Annotated in this window: 17 protein-coding genes, 1 tRNA gene and 1 riboswitch; of the genes, 9 read left to right on the plus strand and 9 right to left on the minus strand. The window is 64.1% G+C overall.

Features of this window, described 5'->3' with window-relative positions; genetic code table 11:
- Positions 1-217 precede the first annotated feature (217 nt).
- Together MF134_RS01040 and MF134_RS01045 are read right to left on the minus strand one after the other, a co-directional pair.
- A tRNA-Pro gene (locus MF134_RS01040) sits at positions 218-294 on the minus strand.
- An 80-nt stretch (positions 295-374) separates the two neighbouring features.
- Positions 375-1,499 carry a 2'-deoxycytidine 5'-triphosphate deaminase gene (locus MF134_RS01045; RefSeq protein ID WP_255338003.1) on the minus strand — a complete coding sequence of 375 codons (1,125 nt, stop codon included), beginning with the start codon at positions 1,497-1,499 and terminating at the stop codon, positions 375-377.
- 76 nt (positions 1,500-1,575) lie between these two features.
- Positions 1,576-1,653: riboswitch (SAM riboswitch) on the plus strand.
- Positions 1,654-1,716: 63 nt separating this feature from the next.
- Here MF134_RS01045 and MF134_RS01050 point away from each other — a divergent pair.
- Entirely contained in the window at positions 1,717-2,913 is a 1,197-nt protein-coding gene (locus MF134_RS01050) for an O-succinylhomoserine sulfhydrylase (RefSeq protein WP_255337531.1), read from the plus strand.
- 25 nt (positions 2,914-2,938) lie between these two features.
- Here the strand turns inward: MF134_RS01050 and MF134_RS01055 are convergent, their stop codons facing one another.
- The 3 genes from MF134_RS01055 to MF134_RS01065 form a co-directional block, all read right to left on the minus strand.
- Positions 2,939-3,544, minus strand: coding sequence for a CDP-alcohol phosphatidyltransferase family protein (locus MF134_RS01055; RefSeq protein WP_255337532.1), 606 nt, complete (start codon positions 3,542-3,544; stop codon positions 2,939-2,941).
- Positions 3,545-3,601: 57 nt separating this feature from the next.
- Complete coding sequence (locus tag MF134_RS01060) at positions 3,602-4,309, minus strand: tetratricopeptide repeat protein (RefSeq protein WP_255337533.1); 708 nt, start codon at positions 4,307-4,309, stop codon at positions 3,602-3,604.
- A 125-nt stretch (positions 4,310-4,434) separates the two neighbouring features.
- Positions 4,435-5,715 carry a hypothetical protein gene (locus tag MF134_RS01065; RefSeq protein ID WP_255337534.1) on the minus strand — a complete coding sequence of 427 codons (1,281 nt, stop codon included), beginning with the start codon at positions 5,713-5,715 and terminating at the stop codon, positions 4,435-4,437.
- Between the two features lie 732 nt (positions 5,716-6,447).
- On the opposite strand from MF134_RS01065, the gene apaG reads away from it, so the two are divergent.
- From apaG to MF134_RS01090, 5 genes are all read left to right on the plus strand, one after another.
- The gene (gene apaG, locus MF134_RS01070; RefSeq protein ID WP_255337535.1) at positions 6,448-6,840 is read left to right on the plus strand and encodes a Co2+/Mg2+ efflux protein ApaG; all 393 of its coding nucleotides are present in this window, start codon (positions 6,448-6,450) and stop codon (positions 6,838-6,840) included.
- Between the two features lie 138 nt (positions 6,841-6,978).
- Complete coding sequence (gene hisC, locus MF134_RS01075) at positions 6,979-8,076, plus strand: histidinol-phosphate transaminase (RefSeq protein ID WP_255337536.1); 1,098 nt, start codon at positions 6,979-6,981, stop codon at positions 8,074-8,076.
- Complete coding sequence (locus MF134_RS01080) at positions 8,073-9,008, plus strand: prephenate/arogenate dehydrogenase family protein (RefSeq protein ID WP_255337537.1); 936 nt, start codon at positions 8,073-8,075, stop codon at positions 9,006-9,008. The genes hisC and MF134_RS01080 overlap by 4 nt, the downstream gene beginning before the upstream one ends.
- A 125-nt stretch (positions 9,009-9,133) precedes the next feature.
- Positions 9,134-9,667, plus strand: a complete 534-nt coding sequence (locus MF134_RS01085) for a hypothetical protein (protein WP_255337538.1) — start codon at positions 9,134-9,136, stop codon at positions 9,665-9,667.
- A 164-nt stretch (positions 9,668-9,831) separates the two neighbouring features.
- Complete coding sequence (locus MF134_RS01090; RefSeq protein WP_255337539.1) at positions 9,832-10,575, plus strand: E3 ubiquitin ligase family protein; 744 nt, start codon at positions 9,832-9,834, stop codon at positions 10,573-10,575.
- A gap of 15 nt (positions 10,576-10,590) precedes the next feature.
- Here MF134_RS01090 and folK read toward each other — a convergent pair whose 3' ends face one another.
- A complete protein-coding gene (folK, locus tag MF134_RS01095) occupies positions 10,591-11,112 on the minus strand; it encodes a 2-amino-4-hydroxy-6-hydroxymethyldihydropteridine diphosphokinase (protein WP_255337540.1) in 522 nt (173 codons plus the stop codon).
- Positions 11,112-11,972, minus strand: coding sequence for a dihydropteroate synthase (gene folP / locus MF134_RS01100; RefSeq protein WP_255337541.1), 861 nt, complete (start codon positions 11,970-11,972; stop codon positions 11,112-11,114). The genes folK and folP overlap by 1 nt, the downstream gene beginning before the upstream one ends.
- Before the next feature lie 230 nt (positions 11,973-12,202).
- Between folP and MF134_RS01105 the strand changes: the two genes are divergently transcribed.
- On the plus strand, positions 12,203-12,820 hold the full coding sequence (locus MF134_RS01105) for a DUF922 domain-containing Zn-dependent protease (RefSeq protein ID WP_255337542.1): 618 nt from the start codon (positions 12,203-12,205) through the stop codon (positions 12,818-12,820).
- Between the two features lie 127 nt (positions 12,821-12,947).
- On the opposite strand, the gene MF134_RS01110 is transcribed toward MF134_RS01105, so the two are convergent.
- Both MF134_RS01110 and MF134_RS01115 read right to left on the minus strand, forming a co-directional pair.
- The gene (locus MF134_RS01110) at positions 12,948-13,268 is read right to left on the minus strand and encodes a 2Fe-2S iron-sulfur cluster-binding protein (protein WP_255337543.1); all 321 of its coding nucleotides are present in this window, start codon (positions 13,266-13,268) and stop codon (positions 12,948-12,950) included.
- A 198-nt stretch (positions 13,269-13,466) separates the two neighbouring features.
- Positions 13,467-13,853 carry an Hpt domain-containing protein gene (locus tag MF134_RS01115; RefSeq protein ID WP_255337544.1) on the minus strand — a complete coding sequence of 129 codons (387 nt, stop codon included), beginning with the start codon at positions 13,851-13,853 and terminating at the stop codon, positions 13,467-13,469.
- 433 nt (positions 13,854-14,286) lie between these two features.
- Between MF134_RS01115 and MF134_RS01120 the strand changes: the two genes are divergently transcribed.
- Together MF134_RS01120 and MF134_RS01125 are read left to right on the plus strand one after the other, a co-directional pair.
- Positions 14,287-23,532: an apolipoprotein A-IV repeat region-like domain-containing protein gene (locus tag MF134_RS01120; RefSeq protein ID WP_255337545.1), complete on the plus strand. Its 9,246-nt coding sequence runs from the start codon at positions 14,287-14,289 to the stop codon at positions 23,530-23,532.
- A gap of 176 nt (positions 23,533-23,708) precedes the next feature.
- Positions 23,709-25,535, plus strand: a complete 1,827-nt coding sequence (locus tag MF134_RS01125) for an extracellular solute-binding protein (protein WP_457589926.1) — start codon at positions 23,709-23,711, stop codon at positions 25,533-25,535.
- Positions 25,536-25,692 lie beyond the last annotated feature (157 nt).

Raw genomic sequence — 25,692 nt, forward strand, 5'->3', positions numbered from 1 at the left:
GGCCGCGGAGGAGACGGGTTGGAGGTCGGGAAACCTCCAACCTCCGATTCGGATGGATCATCGCGTTCGGGGAGCGGCATCGCAACAGTGAAGCAGCGGCCCCGTCGCCAACAGGTCCGCCTTTGTCGCACATCCTGAAAAGATGCCCGAGAATGCATCCGCCCCCCGCACGAGGGTATCGAGCGGCGCGCAAGTCATTCAAAAGTCTTGAAGAGTTTGGTCGGAGCGGCGAGATTCGAACTCACGACCCCCTGAACCCCATTCAGGTGCGCTACCAGGCTGCGCTACGCTCCGACTAGCACGATCCCCTACTCAAAGCGGCGCCGGGACGCAAGGATTTTCCGCGCTGCCTTCTGCGTTGGCGGCGGTTTCTGCTACCGGTGCGACGGCCGGGCTGGCGGATCCCCTCGGGCCGCTATTTCCGCAAAGTGCTTGGAGAGCTTGAGGCCCTGGGCCTGATAGTTCGAACTCAGATCGGCGCCGTAGAGGCGTTCAGGCCGCCCGGCCATGCGCTCGTAGATCAGGCGTCCGACGATCTGGCCGTGCTCCAGGATGAACGGCACGTCATGGCTGCGGACTTCCAGCACCGCCCGGCTGCCCGCGCCACCGGCGGCATTGTGGCCGAAGCCGGGGTCGAAGAATCCCGCATAATGGACGCGAAATTCGCCGACCAGCGGATCGAACGGCGTCATTTCCGCCGCATGGTCCGGCGGGACATGCACGGCTTCCTTGGAGACCAGAATGTAGAATTCGTCCGGGTCGAGCACCAGTTCGCCGGTTCCGCCTCGGAGGATCGGCTCCCAGTATTCGGCCACGGGATAGGCCGCTCGGCGGTCCACATCGATCAGCCCGGTATGGCGCTTGCCCCGGTAACCCACCAGACTTCCCGGCTCGCCGGCGAGATCGATCGACAGGGCAATGCCGGCCCCAGTGATGTTGGCGGGTTCGTCGGAGGTTAGCCGGTCCCGGTCGTGGAGCGCGCTCAGTTCCGCGCCCGTCAGGGTCGGCTCGCCGCGGCGGAAACGAATTTGCGACAGGCGCGATCCTCGCCGCACCAGGATCGGAAAGGTGCGGGGCGAGATTTCGAGATAGAGCGGCCCCTCATAGCCCGCCGGCACCTTGTCGAATTCCTGGGCGCCATCGGCGAGAACGCGGGTGAAGATGTCGAGCCGGCCGGTCGAGGATTTCGGATTGGCCGTCGCGCGGATGTCGCCCGGCAGCGCAAGGCGCTCCAGAAGCGGCACGACATAGACGCAGCCGGTCTCCAGCACGGCGCCCTCTTCGAGGCTGAACTCGTGCAGCGCGAACCGGTCGAGCTTGTCGGCAACACTCTGCCCCCGCCCCGGCAGGAAGCTCGCACGGACCCGGTAGGCGACCGGGCCGAGCCGCAGATCGAGCGAAGCGGGCTGGATCTGATCCCCGTCCCGCTCGATCTCGGCACGCAATGCGCCCGCCTCGAACAGTTCACCGATCGCTCGATCCGGCAGGATGCCTTCCATAGTGGCGCTCACCTTGCGCAATTCCTCTGTCCCGCGAACATTCCAGATTGACGCCTAACGGTATCGCGTCTATTTGAAAAGCCATGGTGGTGATTTGGCCGGCCGGCTTGCAGCCACAGAAAACAACTCGCTAAAGGGCCGATCCGAGAACGAAGACGTTGAGGGAACCGGCATTGCGAGATCGCGACGGCCGGTTTTTTGTTGTTCGGAGACAGGTATGCTGAAGCGCGCCGACAAGAACCGCAAGCTCAAGCCAGCGACCCTGATGGTCCATGGCGGCACGACACGCTCAGGCTTCGGGGAGACGTCCGAGGCGATGTTTCTGACGCAGGGCTTCGTCTATCCCACGGCAGAAGCCGCCGAAGCGCGTTTCAAGGGCGAAGAGCCGGGCTACATTTATTCGCGCTACGCCAACCCCACGACTCGCATGTTCGAGGAGCGGATGATGGCGCTCGAAGGCGCCGAGGACGCGCGCGGCACCGCATCGGGCATGGCAGCCGTGGCCGCGGCCATCCAGTGCCAGGTCAAGGCGGGAGATCATATCGTCGCCGCCCGCGCGCTGTTCGGTTCGTGCCGCTACGTGGTGGAGACGGTCATGGCGCGTTGCGGCGTCAGCTGTACGCTAATCGACGGGCGCGATCTCGGCCAGTGGCAGGCGGCGGTCCGGCCGGAGACCAAGGTGTTCTTCATGGAGACGCCGACCAATCCGACGCTGGAAGTCATCGACATTCCGGCGGTGGCGGAAATCGCCCATCAGGCCGAGGCGACCCTGGTCGTCGACAACGTCTTCGCGACGCCCATTCACCAAAAGCCGCTTGAACTCGGTGCGGACATCGTCGTCTATTCCGCGACCAAGCATATCGACGGTCAGGGCCGCTGCCTGGGCGGCATCATCCTGTCGTCGAAGGACTGGATCGACGAGAATCTCCACGAGTACTATCGCCACACCGGCCCGGCGCTGTCGCCCTTCAACGCGTGGACGCTGCTGAAGGGGCTGGAGACTCTGCCGCTCAGGGTGAACCAGCAGACGCATGCGGCCGCGACCATCGCCGACAGGCTCGCCGAGCGCTCGGAAGTCTCTCGCGTGCTCTATCCGGGCCGCGACGACCATCCCGACGCGGCGATCGCCAGACGGCAGATGGCTGCCGGATCGACCCTGGTCGCCTTCAGCATCGACGGCGGCAAGGAGGCCGCCTTCCGCTTCATCGACGCGCTCGAGATCATCCTGATCTCCAACAATCTTGGCGACGCCAAGACCCTGATCACCCATCCGGCCACGACCACGCACAAGAACCTGAGCCCGGAAGCCCGCGCCGAACTCGGCATCGGCGACGGTTTGGTTCGCTTGTCGCTCGGGCTCGAAGATGTCGAAGACATCTGGGACGACATTGACGGGGCTCTGGCGGCCGTCTGAGGTCCTCCTCGCGCTTTCCTATGGCTTAGCGAAACGTCTTCGCCGCCACGATGATGCGTGCCGCACAGGTCCAGGCGGTCATGGCGGCGAAGATATATGCGAGCGTGGGAAACCATGCCGGAAACAGGCAGAACAGCACGAAGGCGATGATCGTCTCGCTCGCTTCCGCCAGCCCGGTCGAGAAGAAGAACGACTTCTTTCCCCGAATGTCCGTGGTGATTTTCCGCTTTTCCGCGAGCACCGCGTAGGCGAGAAAACTCGCGCCATTGGCGTAGAAGGTCAGGAGCAGGACGGCGGCCGGGACTGCGTTCTGGGCCGGATCGAGGAACGCGAAGCCGAGCGGAATCGCCCCGTAGAAGATGAAATCGAAGACGATGTCGAGATAGCCGCCGAGATCGGTGCGTTTCGTGTGCTTGGCGATCGCCCCGTCCAGCCCGTCGCAAAGCCGTGAAAGAAGCAGGAGCACGAGGCCGGCGATCGGGCTGCCAAGCGCAATGGCCAAAGCTGCCGCGAGGCCGACTGCAAGTCCGGCCATGGTCACGGCATTCGCCGACAGCCCCTTCCTGGCAAGCTGGACCGCAAGCCGGTCGACAGGCGGATCGATCCGGCGTCTGAGGATGGCGTCGAACACTGTGGATTTCCCGGAGAATTGCCGTACGGCTGTGGCGCCCTCGCGCAGTTGCCTTCGCTACCGAAGCCCCCGCCCTTCAAGCACCTTCTGCGCTTTCTCGTAACCTCGGTTTGCGGCCTTCTGAAACCAGAAAACGGCATTTTCGTCGTCTTGCGGCACACCGACACCGTTCGAATACAGAAGGCCGAGATTGTATTGGGCAGGCGCGAACCCCTGTTCGGCCGCCTTGCGAAACCATTTCGCGGCCTCCGATCCGCTCGTCTCTACACCCCTGCCTCCGAGATACATGTTGCCGAGGTTGTGCTGCGCCTGCGCATGTCCCTGCACGGCAGCCTTGCGATACCAATGCGCGCTCAGCGCTTCGTCCTTGGGCACGCCTTCGCCGTGTCCATATAGAAAAGCGAGGTCGCTCTGGGCTGCCACGTGCCCTTTTTCAGCGGCCCTGCGATACCACTTCGCAGCGAGCGAATCGTCCAGGGCAACGCCCTGGCCCAGATCGTACAGGATCCCGAGCCAATATTGCGCGGCCGTGTAGGACCGCCCTTCGCCCGCCCTGCGAAAGCGTGCAGCAGCTTCAGCATAGCGACCGCTCATATAAAGGCTTCGTCCCAGCTGCATGAGAAGACGCGGATTGTCCGGATCCAGATTGACGGCCTTCTCACACGCAGGAATCGCCTGTCGGACGTCGATCTCATGCAGATCGACCCCGGGAACACCGCCGGGCCTGTCCATGTCGAACGGATCGGCCGCCAGTTCATCGCACAAGCGGGTTGTCTCGTCAGCCGTGGCCTGATCTGCGAGGAGCACTGGGACAAGTACGAGGATGGCCGGGATACCCCGCAGCCAGACAATCCCGTGTCTGTTTCGCTCCTGCGGTCGCCGGTATCCGTTCACAATTCACCCAACCGCTCAAGGACTTTCTGCGCTTCCTCATCCCCCTGGGCCGCGGCTTTCCGATACCATTTGAGATACTCGGCCCTGTCCACCGCAACGCCCACGCCCTTTTCGTACATTTCGGCAAGGCTGGATTGCGCAACCTGATGGCCTTGCTCGGCGGCCATGCGATACCATTTGGCCGCCAATGCCAAATCTCTCGTGTCTCCATAGCGATACATCAGCCCGAGAGAGAACTGAGCGGAAGCGGACCCGTCTTCAGCTGCCTGCCGATACCACTTGATGGCTTCCGCTCTGTCCTTCGGAACCCCCTGGCCCATCTTGTACATGAAGCCCAGCATGTTCTGGGCCTCCCAAGAGCCCTTCTCGGCCGCTTTTCGATAAAAACCGGCCGCCCTGCGAAACCATTTGTCGGCTTCGTCTGAGTTTTTGGGAACGCCTCGGCCACTCTGATACACTTTTGCGAGTTCGTATTGCGCGGCGGCGGACCCTTGCTCGGCAGCAGCGAGATAGGACTGCGCGGCCTTTTGATACCATTCCTGGGCCGCAGCATCGTCCTTCGGAACAGGGCTTCCGTATTTATAGCTGTGGCCAAGAATTGCCTGCGCCAAAGGAAGGCCGCTTTCAGCCGCCAACCGATACCATTTGAGCGCTTCTTTGGCGTTTTTCGAAACCCCTTGTCCGTTTTCCAGAAAAATCCCGAGGTCGAGTTGCGCCGACGCATAGCCTTGCTCCGCGGCTTTGCGGTGCCAAGGATAGGCATCTTCGAAACGTTTGGCTTTCTCAAGGGATCGAGCCAACTGAAAGGCCAGTCGAGGATTATCGGGTTCGGCGCTCGTCGCTTGCCGGCATGCCGATATGCTCCGATCGGAATCCAGATCCTCCCAACCGACTGCGTCGAACTCAAAGTTCCTTCGCGGATCCTGCGGATCGCCGGCCAACTCGTCGCAAAGCCGAACAGCCGTCTTCGCGTCGACCGACAGTGGCGGCGGATCGGCGAAGGCCGGCTCGGCTTGCGGCTCGGGCGAGGGCTTGGCTCCGCCCCCTCGATTGATCGCCAGCCGCTCGATCTCCGGCTCGGAAAAGACATGCATGCGATCGGGGGGCGTCGCCAGCATGATCTGCATGATTTCCGGATCCACTTCGGCTCGGCGAAGAAGCTCGAACACGTCCGACAGGGCGGTCTGGGCAAAGCTGACGTCACCGGAAGTCGTCGAGGCGACCTGATGGACGCCGAGGCGACCCTTTACACTGCGCTCTCGGCCAGCGAGGAACAACAGTGCGCAGGCGGAGAGGCATTCCCCGTCTGGCGGAATGACGGTCGCAAGACGATCCTCGAGAATGCTCTCGGCGATGGACAGCGCGATGATCAGGGAGCCGCCCGGACTGTCGAGAGACACGGTCTTCGCCTCGGGTGAAGCCCGTAGCGCCCGGCTGAAACTGATCAGACCACGAACGCCGATTGGCCCTTCGAGGCGAATGATCGAGGGGGCACCGCTGTCCACGACGAAAGGGCCAAACCGGCGTTCCTCGGCCTTGGAACCCGGTGATGCAAAGGCCGAAAGCGCCGCGATGATCGCCAGGACAGTCGATCGCCATGCTGCCAATTTGCCCGACCCCGCCGATGTCTGCCCACAAGTCTGACGTTAGGGAATAGTAGCCACCAGTCGTGGCTGACACAAGCAATCGGCCCATGACATGTTCGCGACTCCGGAGACACCGGAAGGCCTTTGCGACAAGTGCAGCGGCTCGAAAGCTTGCAAAGTTGGTGTCGAACTACCTGACGCAATGGCGTGAAAAAAAACCAAGGCGGCCAGGAGGCAAACAATCGGGCTCTCGGCAATCATAGGCGTTGCCACACCAAAAGCGTCCCGTCCCTCCCGCTGTAGAGCTTACCCAAGGAAAGATCGGAAACGAGACGCATTGCGTTGCCAACGCCTAGAGGGATGAAATTCCATTGAATTCAAGATATAGCCTTGCGCAAAGGGCACGACAGAGGGCTGCGACGCATGTATCAAGCCACGACGCGACAGATCATCGTGACCGTGACGCCCGCCTATCTGGACGATCAGTCGAATCCCGAAGGCGGGCGCTGGGTGTGGGCCTATCAGGTCGAGATCGAGAATACCGGTGAGGAGACCGTGCAGCTCGAAGCGCGCTACTGGCACATCACCGACGGCAAGGGTCAGGTGGAAGAGGTTGTCGGGCCCGGTGTCGTGGGCGAGCAGCCGGTCCTTGCACCGGGCGACAGCTACACTTACACGTCGGGCTGCCCGCTTGCCACGCCCTCCGGCATCATGAAGGGGCGCTACCAGATGCGCTCGGCGCGCGGGAAAGCCTTCGAAGTCGAGATTCCGGCCTTCTCGCTCGACCTTCCGCAGACGAACCGGGTTCTGAATTAAGGCTCATCCTACTTCCGGCGCGGCGCGCAGCCGTGTCGGCCTCGACATCACCCGGATAGGCCGCTATGCGGCGTGTTGCGATCCGCGGGCTCTCGGAAGAGCGGGTCGCGCTTGTCTCCACTTTCCAGGACGGCGACGATGAAACCTGTTCCCAAGAACGGTGTGCTCGACATCGAAATCTATGTGCCCGGCAAGAGCCGCGCACCGGAAGGCATCCGTCTTCACAAGCTGTCCTCCAACGAGACGCCGCTCGGCCCCTCGCCCATGGCGCTCGAAGCCGCACGCGGCGCCTCGGACAAGCTGGAGCTCTACCCGGACGGACAGGCCAGCGCACTGAAGGCCGCGATTTCGGAGGTTTACGGCCTCAATCCCGCCAATCTCCTCTGCGGCAACGGGTCGGACGAGCTCCTCAGCCTTCTCTGCCAGTGCTATCTCGCGCCGGGCGACGAGGCGATCCACACCGAGCACGGCTTTCTGGTCTACGATATCCAGATCCGCGCTGCCGGCGCCACGCCCGTGGTTGCGCCCGAGCGGGAGGCGACCGCCGATGTCGACGCGATCCTCGAGCGGGTGAGCGCGCGCACCAAACTGGTCTTCCTCGCCAATCCGAACAATCCGACAGGAACCTACCTCCCCTTCGACGAGGTGCGCCGGCTGCACGCAGGGTTGCCCGGCCATGTCATCCTGGTTCTCGACGCGGCCTACGCGGAATATGTGCGTCGCAACGACTATGGTGCCGGAATCGAACTGGTTTCGAGCACCGAAAACGTCGTGATGACCCGCACCTTCTCCAAGATCTACGGGCTTGCGGGCCTGCGCATCGGCTGGCTCTACGGGCCCGAGGAAATCGTCCAAGCGCTCGATCGGGTGCGCGGTCCCTTCAATCTCAATGCCCTGGCGATTGCCGCAGGTGCCGCGGCCATCCGGGACCGCGCCTTCACCGACCGGGCCGCCGCCTTCAATGCGGAGTGGCTGGAGTGGACGACGCGTGAACTCGAAGCGCTGGGTCTCACGGTGACGCCGAGCGTCGGCAATTTCGTCCTCGTTCATTTCCCGGAGGAGCCCGGCAAGGGGGCGGCCGAGGCGGATGCCTATCTGACGGAGCGCGGCTTCATCCTGCGGCGGGTCTCAGGTTACGGCTTCCCCAACGCGCTTCGCATGTCGATCGGGGTCGAAGAAGCCAATCGCGGCGTCGTTGCGGCGCTTGGAGAATTCCTGCAGAGCAGCCGATCATGAGCGACCCCCTCTTCGAGCGCATCGCCCTGATCGGTATCGGCCTGATCGGGTCGTCGATCGCGCACAATGTCCGCGCCCACGGGCTGGCGCGTCACATCGCCATCACGACGCGTCGTCAGGAAACCCTGACACAGGCGGAGACGCTTGGGCTCGGAGACAGCTATCATCTCGAGGCGGCAGAGGCCGTCCGGGGTGCCGATCTCGTCATCCTCTGCGTTCCCGTCGGCATTTGCGGCGCGATCACCCGCGAAATCGCCGACCATCTCGAACCCGGTGCCATCGTTTCCGATGTCGGCTCGGTCAAGGGGGCCGTCATCGAGCAGATGCGGCCCCATCTGCCCGAGCACGTCGATTTCGTTCCGGCCCACCCCCTCGCCGGGACCGAGCACTCCGGTCCGGCGTCGGGCTTCGTCGAACTCTTCCAGAACCGCTGGTGCATTCTGACTCCGCTTCCGGAGACGTCACCGGAGGCGGTCGAACGTCTGAAAGCATTCTGGGAGGCCTGCGGCTCGAATGTCGAGACGATGACCTCCGAGCACCATGATCTCGTCCTGGCGATCGTGTCGCACGTGCCGCATCTCATCGCTTACAACATTGTCGGCACGGCGGCGGACCTCGAAACGGTCACGGAGTCGGAAGTTGTCAAGTTCTCGGCATCGGGCTTTCGCGATTTTACCCGCATCGCCGCTTCGGATCCGACCATGTGGCGGGACGTGTTCCTGACCAACCGCGATGCCGTGTTGGAGATGCTCACGCGGTTCTCGGAGGATCTCGCTTCCCTGCAGCGCGCGATCCGCTGGGGCGACGGCGATACGCTGTTCAACCTCTTCACGCGCACCCGCGAGATCCGCCGCAACGTGATCGAGGCGGGCCAGGACACGGCCAAGCCGAATTTCGGCCGCGAGCCGGTTAAGGGCGACAAACCCTCCTGATCGCCGATCCATGCCGCCTGGCTCTCCGGCTTCCGCGCGAAGCTTCGCGAGCAGGCGAAAGGCTTGGTTAACCCTTTGAGGCGACAATGACATGGTAAACATTTTCCCCTCGGAAAGGTTCGCTCATGTCGCGTTCTTTGGCCGCCGGCCTCGCTCTTTCTCTCGCTCTCTCGTCGGCCACGGCGCTTCCCGCATATGCCGATAGCGACGAGGCGTTCTTCCAGCGCGTCTCGGGCACCTGGTCCGGTCCCGGCGAAATCGTCGCCGGCAAGTTCAAGGGCACCAAGTTCGTCTGCAATTTCGAAGGCGCGGAACACGCCCGCAATGTTGGCGTCGCTCTCGACGGCTCATGCCGCGTCGGCCTCTTCTCCCAGGCGATGCGGGCCGAAGTCGTGCGTTCGGGCCGCTCCTATCGCGGTGCCTTCCAGGACGGTGCGGCCGGCAAGGGCCTCGACATCGTCTCCGGCGACGTGCGCGGCGACAAGATCGTCGTGGGTCTCGACCGCAAGCAGCTCAAGGGCGCGATGGTCGCACGTCTCGACGGCGACGATGCGCTGGCCATCACCATCTCGGTGAAGGTGCAGTCTCAACTCGTGCCCGTGATCGGCATGAACCTCAAGCGCGAAGGCGCCACGCGTCAGAGCGCCCTGTCGAACTGAGGCCTGCCAGGGCTGTTTGCCCCCTGCCCGGCGAAAGCTCTGGCGAATGGCCTGACGCGACTTGATCGTTTCGACCGAGGCGGCTCGATCAACCGGCCCCCTTGACGAAGCGTCTCTGCAAGGATGTTCTTTACGTAAAGTCATCCTGTTCGGAGCGCTCCCGCGTGTCGCCACTCCTTCTTGCCATTATCGGCGCCGTCCTGATCGTCGCCGGCTGGTTGATGGAGAAGTCGCGACAGCGTGCCCTGAAGAAGCTCGATGCGATGATGATCGTCACGAGCTACGCCGCCGACTTGAAAGACCTTATGGTCGGCGGGCCGGTGGAGGTGAAGGGTACCGTCCGGTGCGAGCCACCGCTCATCTCGCCGTTCACGCGAACGCCCTGCGTCTGGTATTCGGCCGCCCTCTACGAGCGCATTGTCGAATGGGAGCGCGACAAGGACGGCAACCAGCACCGCCACGAGCGCGAATATGTGCGCGAGCGCAAGGAAGAACTGGCGACGTTTGCGGTCGAGGACCGGACGGGGCGCGTCCTCGTCGACGCCCAGGATGCCGAGATCGACGGCGATACCCTGCTCGACGACATCACCACCGACCAGGACGAGCACTGGAACCGCGGGATCGGAGTGGAGCTGTGGCCCAGTGAAGACACGTTGGGCTTTCGCTATGTCGAGCAGGCGATTCCCCTCGGAGCGTCTCTCTACGTGCTTGGCGCGCTTCGGGCCGACGGTTCGATCGGAGCCCCCGAAATCCCGGACGAGCTTCACTTCATCGTCAGCACGCGATCCGAGCAGGAGCAGGAAAAGTCCCTCGTCTCCCAGTCCCGCTGGATGAAGGTCGGATGGCTGCTGATACCCGCCGGCGGGATTGCGCTGGTCGCATCGCTCGTCTGGTATCTGCTCGGCTGATCGGACTGTAAATTCCTAGCGAACTCCGGTCGGCGGCGCATTCCGCCACCAGTTCCCGTCCGATGTGACAGGCTCAATGCCGTCGCCGGGCAGAAGCGGCAACCACTCCGCCACGCGCCGGTCGGAAACGGCGAGATCGGGTGCGATGTCGGCGAGTGGCACAAGGACGAAGGCCCGCTCGGTAATGCGGGGATGCGGGAGTGTCAGCGCCTCGTCGTGATAGTCGACGCCGTCATGGTCGAGAACGTCCAGGTCGAGGGTCCGCGGCCCCCATCGCTCGCGGCGCTCGCGCTTGAAGGCGCGTTCCGTCTCAAGACAGAGCGCCAGAAGCGCACGGGGGTCGAGGCTGGTTTCGACCGTGGCGCAGGCATTGAAGAAATCGGGCTGATCGGTCTTTCCCCAAGGCGGCGTGCGGTATAGCCGCGAGACCGCGACGACGTGACAATCCTCCCGGTCATCGATCAACCTGAGCGCTGCCGCCATTGCCTCCTTCGGGTCGCCGACATTTCCGCCGAGGCCCAGCCGCGCCAACGCCATCACCAGCGCTCGCCATTGAGCGCGCGGCGCATGGCGTCGGCGATCGCCAGCGCGTCGCGATTGGCCGGGACATTGTGGACGCGAATGATGTCGGCACCCCGCTCGCGCAGGAGCACGCTGGTCGCGGCGGAGGCGATGTCCGGCTCGGGATCCTCCCGGCCGATGGCACCGCGCACGAAACGCTTGCGCGACGTGCCGACAAGGAGCGGATAGTCGAATTCCAAGAGCTCCGGGAGACGCGCGAGCAGGATCAGGTTTTCCGGCCCGTCCTTCTCGAAGCCGAAACCGGGATCGAGGACGATGGCTTCGTCCTTGACTCCTGCCTCATGGGCGATCTCGAGAGAGCGCCGCAGGAACAGGAACTGGTCCTCGATCACATCGGCCAGCTTCTCGCGCTCGCGGCCCGTGTGCATCAGGCAGAGCCCTGCATCCGTGTCGGCGGCAACCTTCGCGATCGCGGTGTCCTTCTGCGCGCCCCAAACGTCGTTGACGATATGGGCTCCGGCTTCGATCGCCATCCGCGCCGTTTCCGATCGATAGGTGTCGACGGAGATGATGCAGTCGGAGCGCCGGACGAGTTCCTCGATCACCGGCATGATCCGCCGCTGCTCCTCGGCCGCATCGACCGGGGTCGCGCCCGGACGGGTCGACTCGCCGCCGATATCGACGATCGCGGCCCCCTGCTCCACCATGCGCAGTGACTCGCTCACGGCCGCTTCGACAGACGCGTAGCGGCCACCGTCGGAAAAACTGTCCGGCGTTGCATTCAGAACGCCCATGATCGTCGCTGTCTCGCCAAGCGTCAGCGAGCGTCCATGGGCCAGTTTCCAGGTTCCGCCGCGCGGTGCGATAACGTCCATCTCTCTCGCTGCCTCTTCCTGCTGCGAAGCGGTTGCCTTCTCACGTCTGCCGGTGCCCCGACCAAGACCGATGAATCTGATTGGGCGACTGGCGCGATCGTCGAAGTTCGCAGCCAGCCCTCGGTAGCCCTCCGGAGATTATTGCGCAATCGTGTCCTAACAGCCGCTTGTTTCTGGATCGCGATACGATAGCGTGGCCGAAAGATGCGGATGCGGGGAAAGTGCCAGTCATGAAGCTGACAACGGGATTGTGCGTATTGGGCGTGGCACTTTCACTGGCGGGTGCGGCCGCAGTCGGTGCCGGAGCCGCCTCGATCACGGAGAAGACCACCTATTTCGCGGTCAAGGGATCGACCCTCGCCGAACTCGACCAGGATCTGAACCGGCGCGGCCCGTTTCTCTCGGAGACTGGTGTGCGACATCCCGGCGCGACGGAGGTCACCTTCGATGGCAAGGTCAGCTACAAGCGGACCTCCGAGGGATGCGAGGTCGATCAGACCAATCTCAGCCTCAATCTCGAGATCACCCTGCCCAAGTGGACCCCGCCCAAACGGGTTTCTCCCCAGACCCGCCTGATCTGGCAGACGCTCGAGGCCGATATCGTCCGGCATGAGAACCGGCATGCGGCGATCGCCAAGAACTGGCTGAAACGAACCGAAAGCGCGCTGCGCAACCTGCGTCCGGAGCGCACATGTCGCGAGATGGAAGCGATGGTCAATACGGTGACCGCCCGCTATCTCGCCGGACACGAGCGGGCTCAGGTCGAGTTCGACACGATCGAGGCGCGTGAGGTGAATTTCCGCCTTCGCCGGGCGCTCTATCGCGCGGTTCAGGAACAGGGTCGATAACCCGCCCTGCGGCGTACCTTGATCTCTTTGTCGGGGAATTGCCAAAGCGAGCCTCTGCGCAATCCTGGCAATGCTCGGTCTTCGAATTGTCCGGCCGCTGCTTCCTCGATCGGCCGAAAAACCCCCTTCAGGCCTGTTCTTCCGGAACGTACAGCACAAGCCCGTCCAGTTCCGGCCTCACCTTGATCTGGCATGACAGACGGGAGTTGGGTTGCGGCTCGTAGGCAAAGTCGAGCATGTCTTCTTCCATCGGCTCCGGTTCGCCGACCGTCTCGCGCCAGGCCTCGTCCACATAGACATGGCAGGTCGCGCAGGCACAGGCTCCGCCGCATTCGGCCTCGATTCCCGGAACGTCGTTCTTGACGGCGTTCTCCATGGCAGTCGTGCCGTTCGGCGCGTCGATGTCGTAGCGCGCTCCGTCCGTGGTCTGGAAAATAATCTTGGTCATGCGGCAACGGCCCTGCACTGATTGCGGGAAGGCGGACGGCGCTCGCAGCACGATGCTCGTGCCCTTCGGCGCTCGTGTTTGGTCGATCTACGCGGGGGCGGATTTCGACGCTTCCCTGCCTGTTAGAAAGCGGATCACGTCAAAGTCAATGCGAACCGGTCCACAAAGCCGGGCCAGTACTCGTGCGCCGACGGTCTGTCAGGCAACCGCCAGTTCTCGCGCGAAACGCGCCGTATGCTTCATTTCTTCCGCCAGATCGGCCACGGCTTGCGGATCAGCGGTTGCCGCCTCAAGTCGCTCGGCCGCATGGGCAACGCGGAAGGCGCCGACATTTCGCGCAGCTCCCTTCAGCGCATGGGCGAGCTGCCGCCTCTCCTCGGGCATTGCCGTGGAAAGGAGCGGGAGCACCCGGTCGATCTGCCGAACGAGAAGTCCAAGCACTTCCGATTCGAGGATGCGGTCGCCGGTGGTCTGGCGGGCCAGATGGACGAGGTCGATCGGCGAGTTTCGGGACGGGCATTCGATTGCAGGCCCTGTTTCGGCTTGCGCGTCGACACTTTGGAGATCCCCGCAAAGATCGGCCATGGCGTGCACTCCGGCTCAGTCCGCGGACAGCTCGTGATGCTCGTCCGAGGGACCCTTTGATCAGCGATCGTCTCGTCTTTGGGTTGGCAAAGGATTAACCCGTCGTCGGGATTTCGACGCTAATTCTCTCATGCGCTGCCACCGGCCGATCGCGCAAAGGCCTCTGCGGCAGGCCATGGCGCGAAAACGCCCGCAATTTTCTCGCCATCGTTAACCTTATGTTTAAACTTGTACGCATCCGGCGGCTTTACGGTTTCTTTCGCGGGGATGCGCCACTAACATTCACGATGGAGACCGTGGGCCTTCGTCCGGATTTGGCTGACCTTGTGTCGGCCGGCTTCGGCCGAAGCCCGCTTCGTCGCACCAGCGCGGAAATCCGCAGGCGGCGAAGGCTGGAAAAGCCGGCAGTAACGAGTATCGAGGCGCGACGGCGATGTCCAAGACGAAACCCTCCGATCAGCTTCCCGACGACGCAGTCAACGAGCTGGAAGAGGCGCTGGCCGATCTTCAGGTGGATGGCGCCTCTGACGGCGATGCGAGCGAGGCCACGGCGGAAGCGACCGGCCACCTCGAATCGAAAGAGTCCACCGAGAGCGCCGACGTCGTGCTCTCCATGGAGGATTTCGAAAGGCAGCTTCGCGAGACCGCCGGGCAGCTTCGTGACGAAGAAAGCGCGGCAGAAGTCTCTGCCGGCGAGATGCGACAGGATTTTTCCGACCGTCAGGCGGCTGAGGCCTCGAAGGAGTCCGAGCAGTACGGCATGGCGGAGGAATACACCTTGGGCCTGGCGGCCGCCGGCGGCGGCGGCGCGGCCTATTACGCAAGTGCGTCCAGTCCGACCGGCCCTGCCCCGGAAAACGCTTCCGGCGACAAGGGGGCTGCCGCCCCCGACAACATGGATCAGGAACAGCGCCGCGGTCCCACGTCGAGTTCGGAGCAGCAGCGCGCCTACAACCAGGCTCCGGCCAATGACGAGGAACGGCGGACCGCCGTCTGGGCAGAAGCCCTGCTCAACCGTCGCGCATCGCGCACGCCGCTCTGGATCGCGCTTGTCGTCTCAATCCTCTGGATCGCCGGTGTCGGCTATGCGGCAACCACGATGTACGGGACCAATCTCGAAACGCTGACGAACGGTCTCAACGATCCGCTGGGTCAGGGCGAACTGCTTCTCTTGGGTCTCGCCGCGCTCCTGCCGCCGCTGCTGTTTTTCGCCTTCGGTCTGATGATCCGGCGTTCGGCCGATCTGAGGCTGATGAGTCGCTCGCTGGCGGATGTCGCCCTTCGTCTGGCGGAGCCCGAAAGCATCGCGACCGAGCGCGTCATGAGCGTGGGTCAGGCTGTCCGCCGCGAAATCGCCGGTCTCGGCGAAGGCGTCGAGCGCGCCCTGTCGCGCACGGCCGAACTCGAAAACGTCGTGCGCAACGAGGTGAGCCAGCTCGAACGCGCTTATGCCGACAATGAGGTCAAGATCCGCACGCTGGTCCAGGATCTCGGCGCCGAGCGCGAGGCGATGCTCTCCCATGCCGAGAGGCTGCGCTCCGCAGTCGTGGGGTCGCACCAGCGTCTGGTGGAAGACGTCGACATGACCTCGGACGACATTCTGCGCCGGATCGAGGAAGCCTCGCAGCGCTTCACCGCCCTTTTGGAGGAGCGCGGCGCGGCACTTGCCAGCGACTACCAGAACCGCAACGAAGAGCTTTCGGCCCTGATCGAGGATCGCAGCAAGACGATGCGCGATCAGCTTTCGGAAGAAGGCAATGCCCTGCTCGACCGGCTCTCGGAAATGGCCGAGAACGCCGGTCAGCGTCTGATCACGATCGGCGATCAGGTCTCGCGTGATCTGGACGAGCGGTCCAACGGCATCAGCGAAGAACTCGGTACCCGCAGCACGGCGATCGTGGGGCTTCTCGAAGAGCGTTCGCGGGACATCACGCAGCGAATCACCGGCGACAGCGAAGGCCTGATCGAGCGTATCACCACGAGCGCGGACGATGCCGCCCGCCGGCTGAACGAGGCCGAAACGGCACTCGGCGCCACGGCGGAAGAGCGCAATCGCGTCCTCAGCGAGACCTTCGAGGCCCGCAGCCGCGAACTGATCGCCATGTTCGAGGAGAAGACGACCTCCTTCGGCAGCCAGGTCACGGATCTCAACGATCGGCTGGTGGCCGATCTCTCCTTCACCGGCGAGAACGCCTGCAATCAGATCAGCACGCTGGGTGGCGAAGTCACCAGCCAGCTCGAAGAGCGGACCGCCCTCCTCGCAAGCGAGTTCGAGACGCGAAGCCGCAACCTTCTCGCGGCCTTTGACGAAAAGAGCGCGGAAGTCACCAGCCAGGCCGGCCAGGCCAATGATCGCCTGCTCGCCGGCATCACTTCCGGCAGCGAGGCCGCCGTTCAGCGTCTGACCCAGGCCGCCGAGACCGTGACCCAGTCGTTCGAGGCCACGAGCGCGAACCTGTCCAGCGATTTCGAAACCCGCAGCCAGAGCCTTATCGCCGACATCGAGGCCAGCAGCCAGGCCCTGTCGAGCCGCGCGAACGAGGCCAACGAACGGCTCGTGAGCGGGTTCTCGTCCAATGGCGAAGCAATCGTCGCGCGGATCTCGAGCGCTGGCGAGGATGCCGCCCGCACCCTGGAAAACCGGACGTCCGGCCTGCTCGAAGACTTCGAGACCCGCAGCCAGGGGCTTCTGACCTCCTTCGACGAGCGCGCCGCGGCCTTTGGTTCGGCCGTCCGCGAGATGAGCGAACACCTCGTCACAGACCTGTCCCTGAACACGGGAACGGCGGTCGCCCAGATCGTCGAGGCGGGCGAGACGATTGGACGGACTCTCGAAGAGCAGACGCTCACCCTGTCGAACAGCTTCGACACGCGCAGCCGCGGCCTGCTGTCGGACTTCGAGCAGAAGAGCACAGCCCTGACGAGCCAAGCAGAGGAGGCGAGCGACCGATTGATTGCGGGGCTCTCGCTCAGCGCCCAGTCGGCCGCGGACCAGATCGTCGGGGCGAGCCAGACCGTCGGCCAGACGCTGGAAAATCAGCTGGCAGCCCTTTCGAACGACTTCGATGGACGCAGCCAGGCCCTGCTTTCAAGCTTCGGCGAACGGACGGCTGCCTTCGGAGCCGCAGCACGCGAGATGAGCGAACAGCTCGTCGCCGACCTGTCGCTCAATAGCGGTACGGCGGTGAACCAGATCGTGGAGGCCGGCCATACGATCGGCCGCACACTCGAAGAGCACACGCTCTCGCTCTCGAACGATTTCGACAATCGCAGCCGCGCCCTGTTGACGACTTTCCAGGAGACGAGTTCGACGCTGGCGGACCAGGCGAACGAGATGAACGAACGCCTCGTAGCGGGTCTGTCCCTCAGCGCGGAATCCGCGGTCGGGCAGATCGTCGGCGCCGGCGATCGTGTCGGCCAGACGCTCGAAGAGCAGGCGTCACGGATCTCCCTCGACTTCGAGACCCAGACAGACGGTCTCGTCAACCGGATCGGCGAGCGCAGCAGTGCCCTCTCCGCGACGCTTGCCGAGCGTTCCGAAGCGTTGGTCGGACAGATCACGGTGCTGTCCGACGATACCACCCGCCGCTTCGACGAGACCAACGAGCGCCTTCTGTCGCGCTCGGGCGAGATCGCGGAGCATCTTGCAAATCTGGGCACCGAGGTCACCGGACGACTGATCGCTTCGGCGGACGCCGCGACGGGCCTCTTGCAGGCCAGAACCCAGACGCTGACCGAATACAGCGAGACCTTCCTTGCCGGACTGAGCGAAGCGCTCGACGACCGCACGATGACCATGACGCTCCAGGGCGAGACATTCCTCGCCGGGCTCGAAGCCTTGTTCAACGAACGGCTGGAAGCGATCGAGCATCAGGGTACGGCCTTCCAGGAGGGCGTGGCCCAGAACATCGATGCGCGCCGCGAAAGGCTGGAAGCAAGCGCCGATCAGTTCCTCAAGACGGCCGAGACCGAGCTTGGCGAGCGCACGACACGCATCGAGACCCTGCTGGCCGATTCCAATACCCGCACACTTGGCGGATTGGACGAGCGGATCGAGACGATCGAAAAGGCGCTCGGCGACCGGGGCCCGGCCCTGATCGAGGCGATTGAGAACCGCGCGAACGCGATCGAGGTCTCGACCGACCGGATTTCGACCGTCCTCGACGAACGTTCGCGCGAATTCGCCAAGGGTCTGGCCGAACGCACCCGGGAAATCGTCACGGCCTTCGAGAGCGGGAAGTCGGAAATCTCCGAACGCGCCGCCGATGCCGTCACCATGGCCAATGCGACGCTGGAAGCACGCACCAACGAGCTTCGTGAACTCCTGTCACAGCGTTCCGATCAGCTCGACAACATGCTTGCCGAACGGTCCTCGAACCTGACCGACACGCTGGACAATCGAATCCTCTCCTTTGACCTGTCCGCCGACAGTCGGATCGACTCGATCAATGAGCGGGCCGGCGAAGTCGGTGACAAGCTCGAAGGTGCCGCATCGCGGATCGAGACAATCCTGACGGAACGCCGCGACGAAATCGAGGTGGTTCTCGGCCGGATCGCGGACGGCTTCGACACGAGCTTCAGCGGACGCGTCCAGACCCTGGAGCAGAACTTCGCCGATTACGGCGCCCGGTTCGCCGAAGCGCTGGCCGAGGCCCAGAACCTCCTGACCAACGACATGGGCGAGCGTACCGATGCGGTGGCCCGGCGAGTCGAGGAGATTCTAGCCGAGATCAATCAGGCGCTTGGGACGGTCGAAGGCGCGTTCGCCCGCGGCGTTGAAGAGCGCACGGCTGTGCTGGCCGCGCTTCTCGACGAGCGACGCGGAGAGATCGAGTCGCTCCTCGCCACATCCGAGCACAACATCACCGATGGCGTGGACCGCCGGATCGCGGCTCTCGCCAGCATCCTCTCCGAGGGCGAAGGCAGGATCACGAGCTCGCTCGAAAGCGAATCGGCACGTTTCATCAGCGGCCTGGACGAAAAAGCAAACATTCTTCTCGAAGGTTTCGACCGCCGTTCGGAGTCCCTGAATGCCGGACTGGCCGATCGGATCAGCGCCAGCGAGCGCGTCCTGGGCGATGCACAGGAGACGATGCTGTCCGGGCTCGATCGCCAGCATGTCGAACTGCGGGATCTGCTCGACAGCCGGACGAACGAATTGCAGCGCCTCTCGGAGGATATGCAGACGCGGATCGTCGGTGTGCTCGACGAGCGGATCGGCGGCCTGTCCGGCGGGTTCGATCAGATTGCCGAACAGGTGGCCGGAGACATCGGACAGCGCGTCGAAGCCCTGCGCAGCGCTCTGGAAGAGACCCGAGGCATGCTCGTTTCAACCATCGAAGGCGAGACGGGCCGCTTCCGCTCCGAGATCGACGAGCGCACCCGTGGCTTCGAGGATCAGCTTTCCGTCAGTGCTGGCGCGCAACTCGTGGCGATCGAGAGCGCGCTGGGCATGGTCGTCGAAGGTCTGGACGAGCGCGTGTCGCGCCTGAAAGACGTGGCGGATGGAGCCCGCTCGGAGATCGAGACGGAAATCGACCGCCAGATGGAAGCCTTCCGCGAAACGCTCGAAGCCGGACGCAACGGGGTTTCTGGCGAGTTGCAGGAAAGCGGCGAGACCATCAACGCCGTTCTCGATACGCGTCTTGCCGAGCTTCGCCAGACGGCGGAATCGGTCGAGACCGGGATTCGCGAGGCGTTGGAAAGCCGTTTCGGCAACCTCGAAGGCCTCTTCGAAGGTGGTCGCAATCAGTTGTCCAGCGTCCTCGACCAGCGCATCGAGATGATCTCTGGCGACATTGCCACGCGGGTCCAGGAGGTGGGCGAGAACCTAGACGCCCGCACCGCCGCCCTTCGCGCGATCATCGAGGAAGCGCAAAGCACTCTGGTGGGAGGCCTTGGCGAGCGCCTGTCGGCTATCCAGCAGATCGTCGACGGCTCCGAAGGCACGCTGCTGGCTTCGCTCGACGCGCGCCGCGACGAGTTCGGCCGTCAGATCGACAGCGGTCGCCAGGCGATCGCGACGACGCTCGAGGAGCGGGTCTCCGCCCTGTCGGATGCTCTCTTCGAAGCGGACCTGAAACTCGCGACCGCCTTCGACGAGCGTCGCGACAGCCTGGCCTCGCTGATCGACGGGGCCGTCAGCTCCGCGGCGGCGACGCTGGAGGACCGCGTCGACGACGTGCGCCGCACGATCGAGCAATCGGTCGGCGACGTGTCGCAGACGCTCGAATCCCGGCGCGAGGACTTCGTCTCGGCGCTCGAAGGCGGATCGTCGAGCCTGGTCGGCGCCATCGATCAGCGGACCGAAGCGATCGCCAGCGCGCTGGATCGCGGTCTCGGCAATGTCGAACGGACGTTGAACGCGCGCACCGCGACGGTCGCCGAGACGCTCCGCAAGGCGATCTCCGAGGCGACGGCCGCCATGACCGAGGAGGCCGGCCGCGCCCGTCAGGGCCTCGAGGCCGAAACCGAAAAGGTCTCGGCAAGCGTCAACGACATCTCGCGGCTCTTCGATGCGGCGAGCGAGGACGCCCGCCAGCGCATCGCCTCGGAAGCCGAGCGCCTCGCCGATCGGCTCGGCACTCTGGCGAACGATCTGGCAGACCGCACGGAGAGTGCCGGTACGCGGCTCGTCGGCGAAGGCAACCGGATTGCGGAAACGATCGGCGGCTCGACGGAAGTCATCCGCTCGCTTTCCGAAGAATCCCGCTCGCGCTTTGCCAATGAAGCCGAGACCCTGGCGACCGACATCGCCCGGCTTTCCGGCGAGATCCGCCGCGAAGCGGACGATGTGCGCGAACAGCTCGCCCAGCAGCGGATGGCTCTGGTCGACACGCTCTCGGGCATTTCGGGAGCCGTGGCCGGCGAATTCGACCGCAACACGGAGAGCTTTGCCGAACGGATCGGCGCGGCCGGCGACCAGCTGCGCAAGATCGGCGACGAAAACCGCCGCAGTTTCCAGCGCGACGCCGACAGTCTCACCGGCGAGTTCGAAGGCGCGATCGCCCGAATGGCGGAACTTGCCCGGACGGCCGAGGCCGCGCTTCAGGCCAATGGCGACGATTTCACCCAACGGGTCGCACAAGCTTCCGACAGCGTACGGAACGCGACCACCGACATCGCCGCTGCTCTCGACGACAAGGCGGGACAGTTCTCGTCGCAGATCGAATCGGTCACACAGAGGCTGAGCGACCTGTTGGCCGCGAACCCGGTAACGGGCGAAATCGACAGCGCAACGGCGCGGCTGCGTGAGGAACTGGTAGCGTCTTCCGAGGCGATCCGGGGCGATGTGACCAATGTCGTTTCACAGCTCCGCGGCGAAGTGGAAACCGTGTCGGGGACGCTCCTGCGGGATGCGGACGCCGTGCGCGACCAGATCGCCTCGCGCAGCGAAGATCTGGCCAGGGAAATCGCGGCAATGTCCGAGATCATCCGTCTGGAGACGGAGCGGGCGCGCGGCACACTGCTCGAGAGTGCCGGCAGTATCGGCGAAGAGCTCTCGGCGCGCATGAGCGACACCGAACGCGTCCTCGCGACGCGGACCCGGATGATGAACGACGAGCTGGAGGAGAAGACCCGCAACCTCGCCGGCATGCTGGCTGCCCGCAACGCGGAAATCGGCCGTATCCTCGACGACGAGGCCCGTCCGATGCTGAGCCAGATCGGCGAAAGCGGCACGGAGCTCGCCCGTCTCCTGCAGATGAGCACCCGCGAGGCCGCGGAAAAACTGCGGGCAGAGAACGCGTCTCTCGCCGCCGCACTGAGCCGACGTGCCCAGGAGACCATCGACAACCTGTCGCAATCCTCCGACGCCATCCTCGGGGCGCTCGACGAAAAGGCCGCTTCGACGGTCGGCATGATGAGCGAGATGCGCGAGCAGTTGCAGCGTGATGTCGGTTCGTTGATCGGCCGCCTCGCCCAGACCTCGAGCTCGCTTCGCGGGCTGGTCGAGGAAACGGCAGGCAATCTCGGCGCAATCGACGGCATCCTCAAGGAGACCGGAGAGCGTTTCGCACACGATGCCGAGGAAGCCTCGAACTCGATCTCGCTCAGCGCCCGCATGCTCGACAGCAATGTCGAACGTCTCGACAAGCTGTCGCTGTCGGCCTTCTCCAAGATCGCCAACATGGCCGATCGCTTCCAGGAGCACGGCGCCGTTCTCGGCGAGACCGTCGAACTCCTGGAAAACCGGGAAGCCGGATTGCGGTCGGTTCTCGAAGGCGGCCATGCCGGGCTCGACGAACTCTCGTCGAACCTCGTCGCCCGCTCCGAGGAGATCGGCGGCCTGATGCGGTCCTTCGAGGAGGTCTTCAACGGCCTGTTCGATCGCACCGAGCAGCGCTCGCGCATGATCTCCGAGCGCTTGGCTACTGAGGTCGGCGGTTCTCTGGGCGACGTCGAACAGCGGATGCTGGCGGCCGAGGAACGCTCGCGCGAGAACGCCGCGTCCATGCGCGAGGCGATCCAGAGCGTGCTCGACGAGGCCACCACGCGCTTCGATGGAGCGACGGACGAAATCCGTCGCACGGCCGAGGCGATCCGTTCGGAAATCGAATCGGCACGCACCGAGATCAAGCGTGGCGTCTTCGAGCTTCCCGAAGAGACGCGGACGAGCACGGAATCCATGCGTCGGGCGGTTGCGGACCAGATCCGGGCCCTGCGCGATCTGTCGGACATCGTTTCGCAATCTGGCCGCGCCTTCGACGTTGCCGATCGCTCGCGCCCTGCTCCGAGCCGGCCGCAGCCGCAGGCCTCGAACCGCGCGGCGGCGCAGAACCCTGCTCCCTCCGTGCGGGCGCAGGCCGCGCCCGCGGCAAAACCCGCGCCGCAACCGGCTCCCGAAGAGTTCGACTTCACCGACGACGACGCCTTCGATGTCGAGCAGGAAATCGCCGCGTCCTTCATGACGGACGGCAATCTCGCGCATGACCTGCGCGGTCCGAGCTACGAAAGCGGCCGCCAAGACCCTGGCAAAGGTCAGGAAACTGCTGAAACGAAGCCCCAGGGCTCGGCTCCTGCTGCCGGCTCACAAGCCAGCGGAGCAGCAGCAACGAGCCGTGCCGAGCCGCAACAACAGCCGCCCCGGCCGAGTTCGCCCGCCGGATCGACGGGGCCGGCTGTAAGCAGCAATTATCGCCAGGCACCTGCGCGCAACGAACGTGGCGCCTCGGGTGAGCGCTCCGGCGGTGGCTGGGTGTCCAATCTCCTGCGCCGGGCCTCAGAAGAGGAGGATATCGCACCGAGCGAACCGCGCCGGTCTTCCCCTCAGACCTCCACCTCCTCGCCGGCAGGAAACCGCACGCCAACCACGCCGGAACGCACGGCGGATCAGGTGGTCGATTCCCTCAATTCGCTGTCGGTGGATATCGCCCGGGCGATCGACCACAATGTCGCGGTGGAACTCTGGGACCGCTACCGTCGCGGCGAGCGGAACGTCTTCACCCGTCGGCTCTATACGATGAAGGGACAGCAGACCTTCGACGAGATCCGGCGCAAGTACCTGCGCGACGGCGAATTCCAGGAAGCGGTGGACCGCTACATCGCCGATTTCGAGGCGCTCTTGCAGGACATTTCCCGCAATGACCCCGAGAACCGGATGACGCGCAACTACCTCGCCTCCGACACGGGGAAGGTCTACACGATGCTCGCCCACGCCTCCGGCCGCTTCGACAGCTGAGCGTCGGCGCCAAAGACCAGGGATGACGCGAAAGGCCCCGGACCGCTCGGTTCGGGGCCTTTTTGCGGGTTTCTTGCCATAGTTCAGCCGCGCCGGGCGGTAAGGGGTAGGCGGTAGGCAAGCGCGATGCGGACGTCTAGAGTTCGCTCGGAAAATAACGAAGCTGGAACAAGCGCATGCGAATGAAGCCCGTGGCCTCCGCCGTTCTTGGCATCGGAGCCCTCTTGGTCTCGACCGGAATTTCCGGCGTCGCGATGGCCAAGCCGAAGCACGCCATCGCCATGCAGGGCGAGCCGGCGCTGCCGTCGGATTTCGACCACCTGCCCTTCGTCAATCCGAATGCCCCCCAGGGCGGCACCATGCGCTACGGCGTGTTCGGGACGTTCGACAATCTCAATCCGGTGATCGTGCGCGGCGCGCTGACGACGGCGCGCGGCATCTGGTTCGACAAGGAGTTCGGCAATCTCGTCTTCGAACCCCTGATGCAGCGCTCGGCGGACGAGCCCTTCACCATGTACGGGCTCGTGGCCGAAACGATCGAGACCGACGACGAGCGCAGCTTCGTCGAGTTCCAGCTCAATCCCGACGCAAAATTCTCCGACGGCAAGCCGATCCGGCCGGAGGACGTGCTGTTCACCGTCGAGATGCTGCGAGAACATGGCCGCCCGCTCTACGGCAATTGGCTGCGCCCGGCAGTCAAGATCGAAAAGGTCGGCGAGCACGGCGTGCGCTTCACCTTCGACGACACCGCCGACCGCGAGACCCCGCTCCTGATTTCCGGCCTTCCGGTTCTGCCGGAGCATGCCTTCGACCGCGACACGTTCGAGCGCACGACGCTGGAACCCGTCATCGGCTCCGGCCCGTATGTGATCGCCGACGTCAAGCCAGGTCAGCAGATTACCTACAAGAAGAACCCCGACTATTGGGGCAAGGACCTGCCGATCAAGCAGGGCATCGACAACTACGACACCATCGTCATCGACTACTACCGCGACTCCAACGCCCAATTCGAAGCGTTCAAGAAGGGCAACACCTACATCTATCTGGAGGGCGACCCCAACCATTGGCGCACTGCCTACGACTTTCCCGCCGTCGACAATGGCAAGGTGATCAAGGAGACATTCGAAACCGGCGCGCCGTCCAACATGCTGGGCTTCGTCTTCAACACGCGGCGGGAGGTCTTTTTCGACAAGACGGTGCGCAAGGCGCTTTCCATGCTGTTCGATTTCGAATGGGCGAACCGCAACCTCTACTACGACGCCTATGCGCGGACCGGCTCCTTCTTTCAGAATTCGGAGCTTTCAGCCCTTGGGCGGCCAGCGGACGATTCGGAAAAGGCGCTGCTCGCGCCCTACCCCGATGCGGTCGATTCCGATGTCATGGACGGCAGCTATGCGCCGACCGTCACCGACGGATCGGGTTCAGATCGCCGGGTTCTGCAACAGGCGGTGAAGCTCTTCCAGGAAGCCGGCTATCAGTTTCAGGGCCGGCAGCTCGTCGGCCCGAACGGCGATCCGTTGTCCTTCGAAATCATGGTGCAGTCGCCCGAACAGGAGAAGATGGCGCTTGCCTACAAGCGTACGCTCGATCGGCTCGGCATCATGGTCGAGGTGCGGCTGGTCGACGATTCCCAGTATCAGGCCCGCAAGAACGCCTTCGACTACGACATGATCATCGCGGCCTATTCGGCTTCGCTCTCGCCGGGCGCCGAACAGACCTATCGTTGGGGCTCGGTGTCGAAGGATCTGGGCGGAACCTTCAACTATGCCGGCGTCGCGGATCCGGCTGTCGACGCACTGATCAAGGAAATCGTCTCGGCGCGCTCGCGCGAGGATTTCGTCGCGGCCGTGCGCGCCTATGACCGTGTGCTGATCTCGGGATACTATGTCCTTCCGCTGTTCCATCTGCCGGAACAGCGACTGGCACGCTGGCACTTCATCAAGCACCCGGACGAGACGGCACTCTACGGCTACCAGCTTCCCGCCTTCTGGCGGGAGGAGTGATCGAGGGATCGTTTACCGGACGTAGGAACAATCGGTTCCGGCCAAAGGCTGTGTGGCGTCCGGCTTGGCGATTTCGGGAAGCCGTCGGCATGTCCCGCTCCTGGGCTGTCCAGCCTGCTTCATGTATGGATCGACCACGGCCCGGTCGTCGTTTAGA

Source organism: Jiella marina (assembly GCF_024359545.1).
Lineage (GTDB): Bacteria > Pseudomonadota > Alphaproteobacteria > Rhizobiales > Rhizobiaceae > Jiella.

Coding starts and splice junctions, on each gene's coding strand:
- MF134_RS01125 (WP_457589926.1), top strand. CDS start 23,709: ATGCGAATGAAGCCCGTGGCCTCCGCCGTTCTTGGCATCGGAGCCCTC.
- apaG (WP_255337535.1), top strand. CDS start 6,448: ATGTATCAAGCCACGACGCGACAGATCATCGTGACCGTGACGCCCGCC.
- folK (WP_255337540.1), bottom strand. CDS start 11,112: ATGGCGTTGGCGCGGCTGGGCCTCGGCGGAAATGTCGGCGACCCGAAG.
- MF134_RS01050 (WP_255337531.1), top strand. CDS start 1,717: ATGCTGAAGCGCGCCGACAAGAACCGCAAGCTCAAGCCAGCGACCCTG.
- MF134_RS01085 (WP_255337538.1), top strand. CDS start 9,134: ATGTCGCGTTCTTTGGCCGCCGGCCTCGCTCTTTCTCTCGCTCTCTCG.
- MF134_RS01110 (WP_255337543.1), bottom strand. CDS start 13,268: ATGACCAAGATTATTTTCCAGACCACGGACGGAGCGCGCTACGACATC.
- folP (WP_255337541.1), bottom strand. CDS start 11,972: ATGGACGTTATCGCACCGCGCGGCGGAACCTGGAAACTGGCCCATGGA.
- MF134_RS01115 (WP_255337544.1), bottom strand. CDS start 13,853: ATGGCCGATCTTTGCGGGGATCTCCAAAGTGTCGACGCGCAAGCCGAA.
- MF134_RS01120 (WP_255337545.1), top strand. CDS start 14,287: ATGTCCAAGACGAAACCCTCCGATCAGCTTCCCGACGACGCAGTCAAC.
- MF134_RS01045 (WP_255338003.1), bottom strand. CDS start 1,499: ATGGAAGGCATCCTGCCGGATCGAGCGATCGGTGAACTGTTCGAGGCG.
- MF134_RS01080 (WP_255337537.1), top strand. CDS start 8,073: ATGAGCGACCCCCTCTTCGAGCGCATCGCCCTGATCGGTATCGGCCTG.
- hisC (WP_255337536.1), top strand. CDS start 6,979: ATGAAACCTGTTCCCAAGAACGGTGTGCTCGACATCGAAATCTATGTG.
- MF134_RS01105 (WP_255337542.1), top strand. CDS start 12,203: ATGAAGCTGACAACGGGATTGTGCGTATTGGGCGTGGCACTTTCACTG.